This window comes from Rhizobium sp. 01N447_2 (assembly GCF_056399245.1).
On the sequence record NZ_JBFTQY010000015.1, the window covers coordinates 1 to 16669 of the forward strand.

Below are 16669 nucleotides of genomic sequence, written 5' to 3' on the forward strand. Positions count from 1 at the left end.
CTGGTGCAGCACTCTCCATGCGCTTGATTAGGCGCGTTACTGCCTTTGCATCCCAGTTGCCGCCACTCGGTGTGGCRATCCCACTTGCAGTAAGCCTATCGGCCACCTGCCGGAATGATAGGCCTTCACCCAGAAACGCCCTTACGATTGGATAGGTCTTCGTTGCGAAGCTCATGGCATCGTGAGTGCGCTGTATATTAGCATTCTGCAAAGAACCCTCGCGATAGCCGCCAAGCTTGACCCCGCGCTCTTTGGCAGCGGCAAGTGCGGCCTTGGTGCGCTGGCTGATGAACCGGCGCTCCTGCTCTGCGAGCGCGGCATATATGTGCAGTTGGAATTCATCGGCATCCGGCATGACGGCAACCTTGAAGTGGATCGACTTCATGAGGCTGGCGATATCAGCGACATCACGGCTCAAGCGGTCGAGCTTGGCGACCAAGAGCACCGCCTTTTCCTTCATCGTGAGCTTGAGCGCCCGCTGAAATTCCGGCCGGTGCGTATCGGCGCCGGAACCGACATCAGAGAAGCGGCCGATGACCTCGCCCGGATGGTTTTCAAGGAAGAGGGCAATGTCGCGTTCCTGCGCTTCCAGACCCAGCCCCGACCGGCCTTGCTCCTTGGTGGAAACACGGGTGTAGATCACAAATTTGGTGGACTTCTTGGCGTTCATCAGGCGGTTTCATCATTAGATGTTTCACATATGCATACCAATATCCTCCAGTGTGGCACATGTCAACGATCGTTGCGTCTGCCACGGTTGGTTATGACTATCAATGAATGGTGGCGCTTTCCCGCTCTGCCGCGACCAGTCCGAAGCGGTATCGACGAAGGTCAGCAAGGGTCACTGAAAGGCTTGCACCAGCTTTCGGGATGAACCGGCACACGAGCGGGGCAATCGCCTCGCAAACTTCGATGATGGGGTCGATAGAAGGCGGCACGGGATTGGCAGGAGAGCGGTGCTCGATGCGCCATGCAAGTTTCAGCGCCTTGACGGCTGAAATCCTGTCGCCGCTCGCTTCCGCCAGATCGGCTAACCTTCGAAGATCAGCGATTATGCCTTCCCGGGTGATTGGGGTGCGTTCGTCAATCATCGTCATCAAGCCCTATCACTCCTCTGGCCTTTATCTCGTCCGTCTCGATATCCCATGTGATGGGCGGCTCTACGGTACGCCGATTGCCCGCGTCGCCCAATTTCCGCGCCTCGGCTTTCCGCTGCTTGGCCCCATCGGTGAGCGCGGGCCGTGGGCCCGGTCCTTTGCCGAATTGGGCGATCCATTCGCTTTCGGAAAGTTCGAGGACTTTAGTCGGCAAGGGTGCTGGCCTCTGCAACACGGTCGTTTCGCTTCGATCAATCATCAAACCAAGCAGTTTTGCTTGGGTATTGACGGCGGCAACCATGGCGGTCGGATTGCCGCATTGCCTTGCAAACGCAATGATTTCGTCGAGGCCGGCAACCAGACTTTCGACTGTTTTTGTGGTCCGCTGGGCCGCCGCTCCCTGCAGTTCCATGATGCGTTCGGCGACCACAGCATTTCTCAGCAACTTTGAGCCGTTCACCTCAGCCGTTCGGTCAGTGACGTGATAGATGCCGGAATAGGCTTTGGACGCGCTTTCGCCCCGGCAGATGGCTCGGGCGAAACCTTCATGGCGTTGGTTCGAAAGAGGTGGCATGACGCACGATACTCCGGTTGGGGCAGGCTCGCCAACGGTGGATTGCGGGAGGATAAGCTGGCCAATGGCGAGGCTAGCCTAGCGTGGCCAGCGTCTACGCAAAATGGGGGCCAGCCAGAGGCGCCCTATATACGTAGTATATACACACAGACCATGACGCGGCGATAGTGAAGCGATATCAACAGCTTGGGGGGTACACCATGACACCCCGACGTGACACACACCATGACCTACCGTTGATTGGTGTTTATCAATCATTGCTTGCGGCCTTTATGATCTGTTTTTCCTTCTGGGTGCCGGGATAAAGCGTCACGATTTCCAGCTTCCCGGCGTCGAGAAGCCGGTTCATGGCGCGCTCGAATTCGCGCCGACTTAGCCGCTCCCGCCCGTCGTCCATGGCAAACAAGCGTGGCGCGTAAGCGGTGCTGTTAGGGCTGTTGGAAAGCTTTGTTCCCCGGCGGCCGAATACCCCAAGCAGCTTCAAGAACACGCGTTCGGCCTTGGCGTCCTTGCCAATGCCCTCGTCGGGCCGTTCCGGCTTGTCGGTGCAGCAATAGACGCCAGCACGCCATTGCAGGTTAGCGCGCAAGCCCATAGGCCCATAGTTGGACTTGGGGACGATCAACTGCCGCTTGCCATCATCCACTATGGCATCGTAATCCTCGTCGTCGCCTTCTGGCTTGGTCATCAACACAGTGTTGCGCACGGTATTGTTCCAGCCTGTCGAGCCGCTAGAGCCCGTCTTCATGCCAGCCACGCTGGGGTGGCCTAGAAGGATGACGGTGGCCCCGGACTTGGCAGCAAGAGCGCGGAATTTGTTCCCCACAGCTGTCGCAACGTTGCGGTCGATCTCGTCAGCCATCACGACTTGCGCCCTGTTGTCTATGATAATCAGCACAGGCTTGATTGTTGCCACCGAGTTCTCAAGCGCATCGAAAAGCTTTGTCTTCCGTACCGGTCTGCCGCGAGCCGCGCTTGCGAGAAGAACCTTGTCATCCTCTTTGGCGAGGTCGTGGAGGATGACGTTGGGCAGGTCTTCAAGACCCACAGCGAGAGCGGCGCACACGTCCAAAAGCTTGCGGTGCAGGGCGTTCGTGTCGTCCTCAGCTGAAACGAACATGACCGGGCCACGTGTGGTAACTGGCTTTTCAAGCCACAGTGCGGGGCCCGGATGGGCTCKCTCTGAAAGCCCAACGGCGGCGGCAAGCTGGACCATCAGCGTGGTTTTTCCTGCCGCCCCGGCACCCATGAAATAGTTAAGCTCACCCTTCACAAAGAGGTCGAGGCTATCGATGAATTCGAGCGGGGCCGGTGTCACGTTTGCAAGCTCCGATGCGCGCGTAGGGATGAGAAAATGGGTGTGCACGCCCGTGTCATTCATTGTCGGGCCACCATGCGTTTTCACGGGCAACCAGCCGCACGGCGGCGACGCAATCGTCCCGCGACAGCGTGGCAAGGCCAATGCTTTGTAGATATTCGAGTAGTCCGGTCAGGTCGGTATCCTTGAGCCGCCGCATCTCGAAATTAAAAGTCTCCCAACGGGCCAGCGGTAAGGGGCCCCTGAGCAGAATGCGGTTCTGACTTTCGTCAAGGGCGATGATGCCGGACAACGTCGGGCTTTCACGCAAGGCAGCTACTGCGTTGTGAATATTCGAAAGCGGGCGATGGCCACTATCGAGTTGCCAATGGTATGCCCGCCAGTCCCCGGGATCGGCGGCAACGGGTGTCACGGTGCGCGGGGGCGGTTTCCGAAACCGTCTTTGATAGCGATTGTTGGCCTCCCGATGGTAAGCGGAGAGCCGTTGCCATTGTTGCTCTATAGCYTTCATCATCAGATCAGGCAGTCGCGCCAGACGGTATTCAATATCGGCATTGATCAATTGCAGCAGGCGACGCCGGGATTGCGTCTCGCGCTCGAAATCGCGGCGGGACTGGTCGATGCGGCGGATAGTTGCTGGCACCCGGCTGACGATGCGCTGCCGGTCAGAGCAAGACTGGTGGAATTCGAGATCGTGGGCCATCGTGCATCACCATTGGTGTGCCGAAGTTGCGCGTAATTAGCGGTGGGGGTATGCTTTTGGCCCTAACATCAAGCATAACCGGAATGAAGGAACCCACCGCTGCGCAACGTCGGTGGGTTTCATCATGCATGTCGATCTGCCGCTGTGTTCTCAGCGGTGTCGGCGTCGTCGGCGACGGGGAGCTTTCTCGGCCGTCCGGGTTTGCGCCGTTCCGAAGCGACACTATCGGTCGAGGAACGTTTACCGGCTTCGCGGTCAGCAATAACCTGCTCGATAACGCTCTCGCGCCAGCCGACAGCGCGGTCGGTTATCGGAATACCCTTGGGAAGATTGCCAAGGCTGATTTCGCGGTAAAACGTCCTAACACCTAGTCCAAGCTTGGCGGCGGCCGTCTTTGGCCTAAGCAATTTGTCGCCTGCCATTTTGTGCATCTCCCTGCTTAGCTTTGCCTATGTGTGCCAAGCATGATTGATTTGGGAGAGCTTCGGCAAGCCCTAATATTAAAAAAACGCTTTTAAACCAAAGGCTTAAAATCGTTCTGGCTTGAGTGCTTCTAAATCAGCGATTTAGGTGCTGACAGGCTTAAAGAGAGGGTTGCCAGTAGGCTTAAAAAATGGTTGCCGCTGGTGTGTTTTTAAGGCCTTCATTTTTTGAGGGTCACGCACGCCTGCGTGGAAATTCTATCACCTTGCCGCCACCGTCGCGTGGCGTCTCCGCAACGATGCTCATCAGCAATCCAGCCCACGCGTCGGCAATTCGTCGTTTTTCTGGCAAGTACGAATTCATATCGTAGTGAACCGCCGCGACATCATGATCGGCATGTGCCAACAGAAGCTTGCCGAGCGCGCGCGGTATGCCGACGCGTTCGCCACAGACGTTGGTCAAAAACGTCCGCCGATAATCGTGCGGCGTAGCTCGCGGGATTTTCAGATGCTCGACAATCCGCTTGAAGGCGGCACCGATGGACGCGGCGTGCAATCGCCGTCCCGTCCGCGTCGAACGAAACACCAACTCGTCGTCGGCTACGACTTGCCGAGCGCGCGCCAAGATGGCGATCGCCGGTTTTGAAAGTGGCATGACGTGTTCGCGCTTCCCCTTCATGCGCAGCGCCGGGACAGTCCAAACGTCGCCGTCGATTTCCGCCCATGCCATTCCGGCAACTTCCGAGGCGCGCAGCGGCGTTACCAACATCATTTGCAGCAAGAGCGCCATTTCGTCAGAAATTTCGACTTCGGCCCGCGCCTCGATGTCGTTCAGCAGTGCCCAAATTTTGCGAAGCTCATCGTCAGTAAGCCAGCGCTTGCGCGGCTCCGCCTCTTTTACGGCGACGTGCGGCGCTGGGTTCATCGGAATGATGTCGCGGGTTACGGCGAAGTTGAGCACTTGCCGTAAGAGGTGGAACCCAGCGCGACCAGCGGACGGCGAACGGTTTGTTAGCGTATCGACCCACTGAATGATTTCTTTCTTCTCCAAGGTCGCGACCAGGCGCTTGCCAAACTTTGGCTCAATGTCAGTTTTCCAGACACGCTTCTCATTCGCCAAAGTCCCCGGTGCCTTGATGCGTACTTTCTTGCCGATACGCTGGGTTCCGACCAAGCACGCAGCGAAGTATGCGGTCGCCACGTTCGATAGTGTTTCCCTTGCCGCGTCAGCTTTCGCATCGGCCTTGGCCTTGCGCTCTTCGGCTATCACGTCGCGGCCTTCGGTCACCTGCCCTTTCAGCTTGCGAATTAGTTCGCGCGCACGCGACAGACCGGTCGCCGGGTATTGGTAGGTTTTGCGGCGCATCGTTCCGTCTGGTGCATCGTAGCGCATGGACCATGACTTATTGCCGGTCTCGGTCACGCGGAGGACCAAACCGCGCTCCGCGGTGTCGCGGAACTCCAGCCGCTTGCCCTCTTCCGGCTCGACGTTCTTGACGAAATCGGGGGTCAGCTTGATCTTCACAGAGAACTCTCCATATGGTTGTGGTCCGCTGCGACCAGCTGGTCTTTACAGAATGCGTTTGACGGGGGCAGTTCGGGGGCAGTTCAATCGGTCACTGCTTGGCACATCTTTACAGAATACGACACAATAAAGTCAAATGATTTCAAAGTCGTCGGTAGTTTTGACACGTTCCGGCCCGCTATGACAGCGACTGGAAAGACCTTCTCATTCTGTAAAGAGGGGTTCGACTCCCCTAGGGCGTACCACTCCTGATGATAGGCCATCGTCATCCGTTTCGATCGACATTGGCAGGGCCTATGAGTCTTTTCGAGGAGAACCCTTCGGGTTCGCGCGACGCTGCTCATCCTAACCCGCCGGCTTGACCTCCGCTCCGCCGTAGCTTGAGCCTCGATTTTCCACAGCGGCAAATAAATCGGCGAAAACGATGTTTTTTTCGCGCCTTGGCGCTTGCGGCCTTCGAAGGCGCTGACTATAAGGGCGCCACCACGAAGGAAGCGCCCTTCGTCTATCGGTTAGGACACCAGATTTTCATTCTGGGAAGAGGGGTTCGACTCCCCTAGGGCGTACCACTTTCTCTCCCTTGACACTTCAGATCGTCAGCGCTCTTGCGCGACCACTCTATTTCGCCGGCGCTGCATCGCAGACGCGCAGCTGGATGCGGCGTGCACCCTGGTGGTGGTCGGCACCGAGCGAACCGGCGACATGCAGGCTGGCGCCGCGTGAATTGATGAGAAGATTGCCAAGCGGCGTATCGGCGGCGCGGAAGGCGATGCCGTCGAGCCGCGATCCGTCCATGGCCTCCAGCGTCACCTTCACATGTTTCTCGCCGACCAGGCGGGCATCGCGCAGACGATGGGCCGGCACGGCAAAAAGCGGCTGTGCATGGCCAGAACCGTAGGGGCCGGCGGCCTCCAGACGGTCGATGAGTTCGAGCGTGGCGCCGCTTGCACCGATCGCACCGTCGATCTTCAGGGTTTCGTTGGCCACGAGGCCGGCCACCGTTTTTGCCGCCTTCTCCGTGAAGAAGGTTCTCAGCCTGCCGAGATTGGCGCGCTCGACCGTCAGCCCCGCGGCCATCGCGTGGCCGCCGCCCTTGACGAGTATCCCTTCGTCGACCGCAGACCGCACCATTCTGCCCATGTCGAAGCCGTTGATGGAGCGGCCCGAGCCGGTGCCGCGGCCGGATGGATCGAAGGCGATCGCGAAGGCCGGGCGCTTGAATTTCTCTTTCAGCCGCGCCGCGATCAGCCCGACGATGCCGGGATGCCATTTCTCATGGGCGGTGACGATGACGGAGGCGCCCTCGCCGTCACCATATTCGGCGAGCGCCTCGGCTTCCGCCTCCTGCAGCATGATCGCCTCCATCGCCTGACGTTCGCGGTTGAGTTCGTCGAGACGCTGCGCGATCACCTCCGCCTCGCCGGCATCGTCGAGCGTCAGCAGCCGGCTTCCGAGTGCCGCGTCGCCGATCCGCCCGCCGGCATTGATGCGCGGGCCGATCAGGAAGCCGAAATGATAGGGGGTCACGGGACCCGCGAGCCCCGCCATGCGGAAGAGTGCGGCAAGCCCGGCATTGCTCTGGTGCCGGGCAGCGACCAGCCCCTTTACCACATAGGCACGGTTGAGCCCCTTCAGCGGCACGACATCGCAGACCGTCGCCAGTGCCACGATATCCAGCCACTGCAGCAGGTCGATCGCCAGGATGCGCTTATTGCCGGCTGCGCGCAGCAGCCTGAGCGTCGCGACCAGCACCATGAAGACGACGCCGGCCGCGCAAAGATGCCCCTGCCCCGAGAGATCGTCCTCGCGGTTCGGGTTGACCAGCGCATGGCAGGGCGGCAGCTCATGTGTCACCTGGTGGTGATCGATGACGACGACATCGATATTGCGCGCGGCAGCGGCGGCCAGAGCCTCATGACTGGTGGAGCCGCAATCGACGGTGATGATCAACTGGGCGCCGTTGTCGATCAACTGGTTGATCGCCGCCGGATTGGGGCCGTAACCTTCGAAGACACGATCGGGGATATAGATGGTCGCCCTGACGCCGAAATGGCTGAGAAAGCGGAACATCAGCGCCGAGGAGGCCGCGCCGTCGACATCGTAATCGCCGAAGATCGCAACGCTTTCGCCGCGCTCGATTGCGCTCACCAGCCGGGTTGCAGCCTTTTCGCAATCGGTCAGTGTATGGGGATCGGGCATCAGGCTGCGGATCGTCGGATCGAGGAATTCGATCGCCTCGTCCACCGTCACGCCGCGCCCGGCGAGCACCCGGGCGATCAGATCCGGCAGTCCGTGAATCTGCGACATGGCCAGCGCACGGTTCTGCCCGGCCTGGTCGAGCCGCGCCACCCAACGATTGTCGAGCGCGGATTTCTCCACGCCGAGAAACGCGCGCTGTACCGGATCGACGAGATCTGCCATGCCATACTCCGCTGACTTCATCTGCTCTTTCTACAGGAGCAGCGGAGATAACATAGCGGTGGATTTGCAGACACGCATTTTTACCAAAACACCGCCCAGATGATCATGGCGATGCCGGCGAACTGCACCAGCAGGAACGAAAACAGCGTCAGCAGAATGGCCCAGTTGCGGCCTTCCGTGTTTTCCTCGTCATCAGCCTCATCAGAGACCTCTTGACGAATTTCACGGTAGGCAGGCTTGAGGATTTCCTCAAGCATATCAGGATGGTCCGGCGGCACCTCGCTCGGGCAGCCATACCCCTTCCCGGCGTGGCTGTCCTTGCTCATGAAATTCTCCACGCAGGCGACTCACCATCTATGGTTTAATTATATCAATATTTCGGTATCTGTTAATATAGACTTCTGTAACGGAGGGTTGAACAAAAAACAGAAAAACCGCCCTGCAGAGACAGGGCGGCTCAACGTCCTCCGGCAATGGAAAGGGGTTCAGCCTTCTTCTTTGGGCCGCTCGATGCGAATGACCTGCGGCTCGCCGAAGAGATAACCTTCCGACTTGATCGAGGCGACCGCCTTGCGCACCGATTCTTCCGTCGTCGCGTGGGTGACGAGGATGATCGTCTGGTGGTGCGATGGCGCCAGATGCTGTTTGGAGCGCTGGACGATCGATTCCAGCGAGATGTTGTTTTCCGCCATGCGGGTTGCGACGCTGGCAAAGACGCCGGTGCGGTCGAGCACGGTCAGGCGGATGAAATAACCACCCTCGTGGCTCTGCATCTGCGCCTTGCGGTAGGGCTCCAGCGTCGCTGCGGGATGGCCGAGCACCGGCACGCGCTGGGCGCCCGGCTGGCTCTTGGCGATATCGGCGATATCGCCAAGCACCGACGAGGCCGTGGCGTTGCCGCCGGCACCAGGGCCGACCATCAGCAGTTCGCCGAGCACGTCGGATTCGATCGCCACCGCATTGGTGACGCCGTCGACCTGGGCAATGACCGAATCGACCGGCACCATTGTGGGATGAACGCGCTGCTCGATGCCGGTATCGGTGCGCTGGGCAACGCCTAAGAGCTTGATGCGATAACCGAGCTCGGCGGCAGCGTGGATATCCTCGATCGAGATGTTGGTGATGCCTTCGAGATAAATGTCGTCGGCGGCGATCTGATTGCCGAAGGCGAGCGTCGTCAGGATGGAAAGCTTGTGGGCCGTGTCGTTGCCCTCGATATCGAAGGCTGGATCAGCCTCGGCATAACCCAGCCGCTGCGCTTCCTTGAGGCATTCGGCGAAGGAAAGCCCCTCCTTCTCCATCTTGGTCAGGATGTAATTGCAGGTGCCGTTCATGATGCCATAGATGCGCGAGACGGAATTGCCCGTCAGCGATTCGCGTAGCGCCTTGATGACCGGGATGCCGCCGGCGACCGCTGCCTCGAAGTTCAGCAGCGAACCCTTCTCCTCGGCGATCGTCGCAAGCTCGACGCCGTGATAGGCAAGCAGCGCCTTGTTGGCTGTAACCACATGGAGACCACGTTGGAGCGCCGTGCGCACGGAGACGTTGGCCGCCCCTTCGGCGCCGCCCATCAGCTCGACGAAGACGTCGATATCGCCTTTTTCGGCAAGCTCTTCCGGCCGGTCGAACCAGGTAACGGCAGAAAGATCGATGCCGCGGTCCCTCGCCCTGTCACGCGCGGAGACCGCCGTGATGGTGATCGGACGCCCGCAGGTGACGGCAAGCTCGTTGCTCTTCTGCTGAATGATACGGACAAGCGAGGCGCCAACGGTGCCCAAGCCCGCAATGCCGATTTTGAGGGCATCTGCCATGGATCGATCCTGAAATGTCTGTGTGGCGGCAGCCGCCGAACGCGGCTGCCCGAGAGTTGGATTAGCGGTGGGCGTTCAGCGAGATGACGTTGTGCATCGTCTCGTCTGCCGTCGACATGAACTTCTTGATGTTGCGCGCAGCTTGGCGGATGCGGTGTTCATTCTCGACAAGTGCCAGACGGACGTAGTCGTCGCCCATTTCGCCGAAGCCGATGCCCGGGGCAACGGCGACGTCGGCCTTCTCGACCAGCAGCTTGGAGAATTCCAGCGAACCGAGATGACGAAACTTTTCCGGGATCTTCGCCCAGGCGAACATCGTCGCAGCCGGCGGCGGCACCTCGAACCCGGCCTTGCCGAAGCTTTCGACCATGACGTCGCGGCGACGTTTATAGACGTTGCGGACTTCCGCAATGTCGGAACCATCGCCGTTCAGCGCATGCGTCGCCGCCACCTGGATTGGCGTGAAGGCCCCGTAGTCGAGATAGGACTTGACGCGGGTCAAGGCGGCGATCAGCCGCTCGTTGCCGACGGCAAAGCCCATGCGCCAGCCGGGCATGGAGAAGGTCTTCGACATTGAGGTGAACTCGACCGTCACGTCCATCGCACCCGGCACTTCGAGAACCGACGGCGGCGGGGCGCCGTCGAAATAGATTTCCGAATAGGCAAGGTCGGAAAGCACGATGATGTCATGCTTTTTCGCAAAGGCGATGACGTCCTTGTAGAAATCGAGCGTCGCGACAAAAGCCGTCGGATTCGAGGGGTAGTTGAGGATCAGCGCCAAGGGCTTCGGGATCGAATGCCGGACGGCACGTTCGAGCGGTTCGAAGAAGCTCGCATCCGGCTCCACCGACATGGAGCGGATCACGCCACCTGCCATCAGGAAGCCGAAGGCGTGGATCGGATAGGTGGGGTTCGGGCAGAGGATCACATCGCCGGGCGCGGTGATTGCCTGCGCCATGTTGGCGAAGCCTTCCTTGGAGCCCAAGGTGGCGACGACCTGCGTATCCGGGTTGAGCTTGACGCCGAAACGGCGGGCATAATAGGCGGCCTGGGCACGGCGCAGCCCCGGAATGCCCTTGGAGGACGAGTAACGGTGCGTGCGCGGATCCTGCACGACCTCGCACAGCTTGTCGACGATCGACTGGGGAGTGGGAAGGTCTGGGTTTCCCATGCCGAGATCGATGATATCGGCGCCGCCCGCTCGCGCGCTTGCTTTCAAACGGTTGACCTGTTCGAAAACGTAAGGCGGCAAACGCCGGACTTTGTGAAACTCTTCCATCTCATTCCCCATGGAAAGGCGGCATTTCGGGCCGCAGTCGAAGTTCGTTCCGTCTTCCGGCGGCTGCGACACGAACTTCAGAATCGCAACGCCGTATTCATCAGACCCAAGCCACGCGGCAAATCTTTGACGGAAAGGCCGCATAATGCGCATTATCAGGAAAATTGCATCTTCCGATCCATTCGGAATGGCTTTGCGTCCAAATTGCCTGAAAGGCAAGGTCTATTTGGAGATTTCAGACAGCGTATCAGTGCCGTGCTCGGCGGCGAGACGCCGCATTTCGGCGACCTTGGCCTGATATTCAGCGTCCGAGATCGTGCCGGCCTTGCGCCGGGCGCCAAGTGCCGTCAGCTGATGCTGCAGTTCGGCTGCCTGCTCGTCGCTCATCTGGACATTGGCAGCCGTCAGCGGCGCGCCGAAATTCGGATAGCCGTCCGGGTATTTTGCAAGGCCGCCCTCGGCCGCCTCGCCCTTGGTGGCCGGCATGACGACGGCGGTGGGTGCTGCTCGCTTGGCGGCGGCTGCGGCCTTTTGTTCCGCCGTCAGATTGCATCCGGCAAGCGCCATCGCCGCCGCGGCGCAGATCAGTGCGGTGCGGTTGAGGATTGCGATGCGCCGAATGCCGTTCTTTGTCATGCCTCAAAAATCCAGTTCTGATTGCGTCGACTGTTAAATTTGTCGCAGCCACAAAGCAATAGCATGAGCCGACGCGGGTGGAACTTGTTTTCTCGTTCGATCACGATGTACAACGAATGGATAAAAAGAGTGGTGCTGCCGCCGGAGGAAATGGTGACCGACAGCAAGCAGGGGAATGGCGGCAAGGCCGGCTTCGACGCGACCGATCTCGATCCCTATCTATTGAAGGATCCCGAGGCCATGGCGATGAATTTTGCCCGGGCGCTCGAAAATCTCGGGCAAGCAGCGTCTGCCTGGCTTGCGCCGCGCGAACGCGGCGAGATCACCAATAGTGCCGTCGACCCAATGACCGATATGGTCAAGACGCTTTCCAAGGTCACCGAATATTGGATCTCCGATCCGCGCCGCACCTTCGAGGCGCAGACGCAGCTGATGTCCTCGTTCTTCGGCATCTGGATGCGCTCAATGCAGCGCATGCAGGGCGATCTCACGCCACCCGAGCCGGACACCCGCAAGGACAAGCGTTTCTCGGACGAGGACTGGCAGAAGAATCCGTTCTTCGATTTTCTCCGCCAGGTCTATTTCGTCACCACCGACTGGGTGGAAAAGCTGGTGTTGGAGACCGACGGCCTCGACGAGCATACCAAGCATAAGGCCGGCTTCTACGTGAAGCAGATCACGGCAGCGCTTTCGCCCAGCAACTTCATCGCCACCAATCCGCAGCTCTACCGGGAGACGATCGCGACCAGCGGCGCCAATCTGGTGCGCGGGATGAAGATGCTGGCCGAGGATATCGCTGCCGGACATGGTGATCTTCGCCTTCGCCAGACCGATATGACGAAATTTGCCGTCGGCCGGGACATGGCGCTGACGCCAGGCAAGGTGATCGCCCAGAACGACATCTGCCAGATCATCCAGTACGACGCTTCGACCGAAACGGTGTTGAAGCGGCCGCTGATGATCTGCCCGCCCTGGATCAACAAGTTCTATATTCTCGACCTCAATCCGCAAAAGTCCTTCATCAAGTGGTGCGTCGACCAGGGTCAGACCGTCTTCGTCATTTCCTGGGTCAACCCGGATGCACGCCACGCCGACAAGGACTGGGCGGCCTATGCCCGTGAGGGCATCGATTTCGCGCTTGATACAATCGAGAAGGCGACTGGAGAAAAGGAAGTCAACGCCGTCGGCTACTGCGTCGGCGGCACGCTGCTGGCGGCGACGCTTGCACTGCATGCCAAGGAGAAGAACAAGCGCATCAAGACTGCGACACTCTTCACCACCCAGGTCGACTTCACTCATGCCGGCGACCTCAAGGTCTTCGTCGACGAAGAGCAACTTACGACGCTCGAGGAGCATATGCAGGGGGCCGGCTATCTCGACGGCACGAAGATGTCGATGGCCTTCAACATGCTGCGCGCTTCCGAGCTGATCTGGCCTTATTTCGTCAACAACTACCTCAAGGGCCAGGATCCCCTGCCCTTCGACCTCTTGTTCTGGAATGCCGATTCGACCCGCATGGCGGCGGCAAACCATGCCTTCTACCTGCGCAATTGCTATCTCAAGAACGCGCTGACGCGGAACGAGATGATCCTCGACGGCAAGTCCTTGTCGCTGAAGGATGTGAAGATCCCGATCTATAATCTCGCCACCCGCGAGGATCACRTTGCGCCTGCCAAGTCCGTCTTCCTCGGCAGCCATTTCTTCGGCGGCAAGGTGGAATTCGTCGTGACCGGCTCGGGACATATCGCCGGCGTCGTCAACCCGCCCGACAAGAAGAAATATCAATTCTGGACCGGCGGCCCGGCCAAGGGAGACTACGAGAGCTGGCTCGAGCAGGCGACGGAGACCCCGGGATCGTGGTGGCCGCATTGGCAGGCCTGGATCGAGACGCATGACGGCAGACGCGTGCCAGCCCGCAAACCCGGCGGCGATGCGTTGAACGCGATCGAGGAAGCGCCGGGAAGTTATGTGATGGAGCGCGCCTGAGAAGCCCCAACACATCTCTTTTTGAGACGTCGTGAAAAACTGCAACGCCCCGTAAACAAATTAGAAACCATAATTCGTCATCCTTGCGAAACAGTCGGAAGTCGCGGTTGGTCTAAATTCGGCCCATTTGCGCCTTTACCGGCCCCCGGCGAAGTTTAGTCAGTCAGTGCCGCCGGCCTGCGTAGCGAGTTTGAAAGACGAGTGTAGTATGGCGTGTGCGGTCGGGACGTTCGATGACGTCACCCCTCTTGGCAGATCTGCTTTCCGTTGGCGCAGATCTCGCGGTTTCATTTGCGGTGTTGTTGGCGCCGGATTTCTGACCTCGACATGGCTGATCGCGACCTTCGCGACGATGCACTCGATCGCCGCTCCCTATTCTCCGTCGGATCGCCTGGCAGAGGTGGCGACTGCGCCGAAGGTGGCGCCTTCACCGCGCCATGAGAGGCTGATCCATGTCGGTAAGGCCGACCGGCTTGCCGCCTTCGATGCGAAGMCGGCGGTACCGCTGACGGCGAGCCTCATTCAATCCCATGCCGAAAAGACCGCCGCCGCAGCAACGGCGTTGGCGGCTCTTACAAAAAACAATCGGCTCACCATGGCCGCCGAGCAACCGGTCGTGGCCGCGATTTCCGACAGCGTCAAATTCCGCAAGGACGATGTCATCGCGCCGCAGGTCGAACTCGCCTCGGCAGAGACTGATGAAGACGACGGCGACCGGATCATCGTTCCCTCGAAGGAGGCGGTCGCTGCAGCCGAACTCCCGGCCCTGCTTGCGCTTGCCGATTCCGGATCCCGGCAAATCGCGCCGGCTCCGGTCGAGCCAACCGCATCTCCCGTCAAAACGGCCTCAATTCCCGCCTCGGAACCTGCACCGGTGGTCGTTGCCGCCGCGGACGACGCGCCACCCTTTGATCTCGTGCTGGCGCCGGACGAAGGTTCCGTGCCGCTGCCGATGGCACGTCCTGATGGCCTCATCGGCAAACCGGCACAGGCCTCCAAGGGTTCGCAGCGCTCTGGCGAGCCTGCACTTGCCTATGCCCAGCCGAACTCGCCGATCGAGGATGACGAGGACGACGCAGTGCCGCGCTACGACAAGCCGGTCTTCTCGCCGAAGCTGCGCGCAGGCGTGGCGATCTACGATATCGAAAACAGCACCGTCTATCTGCCGAACGGCGAACGGCTCGAGGCGCATTCCGGGCTCGGCAAGATGCGCGACAACCCGCGTTACGTGAACAAGAAGATGCGCGGACCAACGCCGCCGCACACCTATGTCCTCACCGTGCGCGAGAGCCTTTTCCATGGGGTCGAGGCGCTGCGGCTGACGCCGGTTCAGGGTTCGGACGCCATCTATGACCGTGTCGGCCTTCTCGCCCATACCTATATGCTCGGCAAGAACGGCGATTCCAATGGCTGCGTCTCCTTCAAGGATTACCGCCGCTTCCTCGCCGCCTACAAGCGCGGCGACATCAAGCAGCTCGTGGTGGTGCCGCGGCTGAATAACAAACCGTCCTCGACGTTTGCTTCGCTGTTTTCGTCGCGCAGCTGACGATAGGAGAGTGCACTGCCGCTTGCCCGGTCGTGAGCGCTACTTCAACCAGGCTGCGATTCGCTCCACCGCCTCGGCGATCTCCGCTTGCGAGCCCGCATAGGACAGACGCAGGGTTCGATTTCCCTCCAGCGGATCAAAATCAAGACCGGGTGTTGCAGCGACGTCGATTTCCGCGAGCATGCGTTTGGCAAAGCCCATGCTGTCATTGGTGAAGCGGGTGACGTCGAGATAGGCATAGAAGGCACCGTCCATCGGCGAGGCGATGGAAAGGCCGATCTGCGGCAGTCGCCGCATCAGCAAATCACGATTGGCGGCATAGCTTGCCTTATAACGATCGAGTTCGGCGCCAGCGCCAAGAGCGGCCGTGGCGGCGATCTGGGAGAGCTCGGGCGGGGAGATGTAGAGGCTCTGCGCCACCCGCTCGATCGGCCGGACCAGGCGTTCCGGCAGCACCATCCAGCCGATTCGCCAACCGGTCATGCAATAATATTTGGAGAAGGAGTTGATGACGATCGCCTCATCGGTCAGTTCCAGCGCGCTCGCCTCCTCGCCGGCGAAGGTCAGCCCGTGGTAGATTTCATCGGAGATGAAGGCGATGGAATGGGCCGCACAGTAATCCGAAAGCGCCTTCAGCCCGTCGCGGCCGGTCACCGTGCCGGTCGGGTTGGCGGGGCTCGCAAGCAGCACGCCTTTCAGCGTCATGCCGCTTTCCTTCTGCGCTGTCTCGAGACTTTGCGGCGTCAGGGTGAAGTGGGTCTCGGCCGTTACGGGCACTTCGAGAACCTTCAGGCCGAGTGCACCGAGGATATTGCGATAGGCGGGATAACCGGGTCTTGCGATCGCCACCGCATCACCGGCATCGAAGAGCGACAGGAAGGCGAGATTGAAGCCCGCCGAGGAACCAGTGGTGATGGCGATACGCGTGGGATCGATCTCCAGGCCGTGGCGATCCTTGTAGTGCCAGGCGAGCGCCGATTTCAGCCGCGCCGTCCCCAGCGCATCGGTATAGCCGATCCGGCCTTCGACAAGGGCCGTGCGCGCCGCTTCGAGTGCCGCTTGGGGTGCCGGATGCGAGGGCTGACCGACCGCCATCGAGATCACGGGATGACCGGCCGCACGCCGCTTCGTCGCCTCCGCCAAGACGTCCATGGCGTGAAAAGGCTCGACTTCGCTGCGTTTCGATATGGAAAACAAGATCGTTTCTCGCTCAGCTTCTTCAATGGTGGCCCGACAATTGCCGCATTAATCGGCTCATCACAATCCCGCGAGGGTCGCGCGGAGATGAAAAATTCCTGTTTGAGCTGAACCGAACGCACCGTACCTTGACGCGACGCATTCAAGTCCATTA

The 16669-nt window shown here is 60.0% G+C and carries 15 protein-coding genes and 1 tRNA gene; 3 read left to right on the forward strand and 13 right to left on the reverse strand.

The genetic code is table 11. The features are described from left to right. The 7 genes from AC1ECN_RS12410 to AC1ECN_RS12440 form a co-directional block, all read right to left on the reverse strand. Nucleotides 1-670: recombinase family protein (locus tag AC1ECN_RS12410; protein ID WP_477953071.1), on the reverse strand; the 670-nt coding region annotated here is incomplete at its 3' end. Between the two features lie 100 nt (nucleotides 671-770). After that, nucleotides 771-1097, reverse strand: a complete 327-nt coding sequence (locus tag AC1ECN_RS12415) for a hypothetical protein (RefSeq protein ID WP_477953145.1) — start codon at nucleotides 1095-1097, stop codon at nucleotides 771-773. Next, nucleotides 1084-1671 carry a terminase small subunit gene (locus tag AC1ECN_RS12420; protein WP_477953073.1) on the reverse strand — a complete coding sequence of 196 codons (588 nt, stop codon included), beginning with the start codon at nucleotides 1669-1671 and terminating at the stop codon, nucleotides 1084-1086. The genes AC1ECN_RS12415 and AC1ECN_RS12420 overlap by 14 nt, the downstream gene beginning before the upstream one ends. A 250-nt stretch (nucleotides 1672-1921) precedes the next feature. After that, nucleotides 1922-3052 carry an AAA family ATPase gene (locus AC1ECN_RS12425; RefSeq protein WP_477953074.1) on the reverse strand — a complete coding sequence of 377 codons (1131 nt, stop codon included), beginning with the start codon at nucleotides 3050-3052 and terminating at the stop codon, nucleotides 1922-1924. Then, the gene (locus tag AC1ECN_RS12430) at nucleotides 3045-3692 is read right to left on the reverse strand and encodes a hypothetical protein (protein WP_477953076.1); all 648 of its coding nucleotides are present in this window, start codon (nucleotides 3690-3692) and stop codon (nucleotides 3045-3047) included. Before AC1ECN_RS12430 ends, AC1ECN_RS12425 begins: the two co-directional genes overlap by 8 nt. A 122-nt stretch (nucleotides 3693-3814) precedes the next feature. Continuing rightward, nucleotides 3815-4114, reverse strand: coding sequence for a helix-turn-helix transcriptional regulator (locus AC1ECN_RS12435; protein ID WP_477953078.1), 300 nt, complete (start codon nucleotides 4112-4114; stop codon nucleotides 3815-3817). A 235-nt stretch (nucleotides 4115-4349) separates the two neighbouring features. Continuing rightward, complete coding sequence (locus tag AC1ECN_RS12440) at nucleotides 4350-5639, reverse strand: tyrosine-type recombinase/integrase (protein ID WP_477953080.1); 1290 nt, start codon at nucleotides 5637-5639, stop codon at nucleotides 4350-4352. 494 nt (nucleotides 5640-6133) lie between these two features. Here AC1ECN_RS12440 and AC1ECN_RS12445 point away from each other — a divergent pair. Then, nucleotides 6134-6208, forward strand: a tRNA-Glu gene (locus AC1ECN_RS12445). 49 nt (nucleotides 6209-6257) lie between these two features. Here AC1ECN_RS12445 and recJ read toward each other — a convergent pair. From recJ to AC1ECN_RS12470, 5 genes are all read right to left on the reverse strand, one after another. Next, nucleotides 6258-8060, reverse strand: a complete 1803-nt coding sequence (gene recJ, locus AC1ECN_RS12450) for a single-stranded-DNA-specific exonuclease RecJ (RefSeq protein ID WP_130672486.1) — start codon at nucleotides 8058-8060, stop codon at nucleotides 6258-6260. 80 nt (nucleotides 8061-8140) lie between these two features. Then, complete coding sequence (locus AC1ECN_RS12455; RefSeq protein WP_018484894.1) at nucleotides 8141-8386, reverse strand: hypothetical protein; 246 nt, start codon at nucleotides 8384-8386, stop codon at nucleotides 8141-8143. A gap of 159 nt (nucleotides 8387-8545) precedes the next feature. Beyond that, on the reverse strand, nucleotides 8546-9871 hold the full coding sequence (locus AC1ECN_RS12460; RefSeq protein ID WP_018484895.1) for a homoserine dehydrogenase: 1326 nt from the start codon (nucleotides 9869-9871) through the stop codon (nucleotides 8546-8548). A 61-nt stretch (nucleotides 9872-9932) separates the two neighbouring features. Continuing rightward, the gene (locus AC1ECN_RS12465) at nucleotides 9933-11150 is read right to left on the reverse strand and encodes an LL-diaminopimelate aminotransferase (RefSeq protein WP_024320683.1); all 1218 of its coding nucleotides are present in this window, start codon (nucleotides 11148-11150) and stop codon (nucleotides 9933-9935) included. 222 nt (nucleotides 11151-11372) lie between these two features. Then, the gene (locus tag AC1ECN_RS12470; protein ID WP_018073419.1) at nucleotides 11373-11786 is read right to left on the reverse strand and encodes a hypothetical protein; all 414 of its coding nucleotides are present in this window, start codon (nucleotides 11784-11786) and stop codon (nucleotides 11373-11375) included. Nucleotides 11787-11936: 150 nt separating this feature from the next. Between AC1ECN_RS12470 and phaC the strand changes: the two genes are divergently transcribed. Next, nucleotides 11937-13772: a class I poly(R)-hydroxyalkanoic acid synthase gene (gene phaC / locus AC1ECN_RS12475; RefSeq protein ID WP_477953147.1), complete on the forward strand. Its 1836-nt coding sequence runs from the start codon at nucleotides 11937-11939 to the stop codon at nucleotides 13770-13772. A gap of 208 nt (nucleotides 13773-13980) precedes the next feature. Continuing rightward, the gene (locus AC1ECN_RS12480) at nucleotides 13981-15318 is read left to right on the forward strand and encodes a DUF2778 domain-containing protein (protein ID WP_477953083.1); all 1338 of its coding nucleotides are present in this window, start codon (nucleotides 13981-13983) and stop codon (nucleotides 15316-15318) included. Between the two features lie 39 nt (nucleotides 15319-15357). On the opposite strand, the gene AC1ECN_RS12485 is transcribed toward AC1ECN_RS12480, so the two are convergent. After that, nucleotides 15358-16515 (reverse strand): pyridoxal phosphate-dependent aminotransferase, encoded by a 1158-nt coding sequence (locus tag AC1ECN_RS12485; protein ID WP_018484900.1) that lies wholly within the window; start codon nucleotides 16513-16515, stop codon nucleotides 15358-15360. Nucleotides 16516-16669 lie beyond the last annotated feature (154 nt).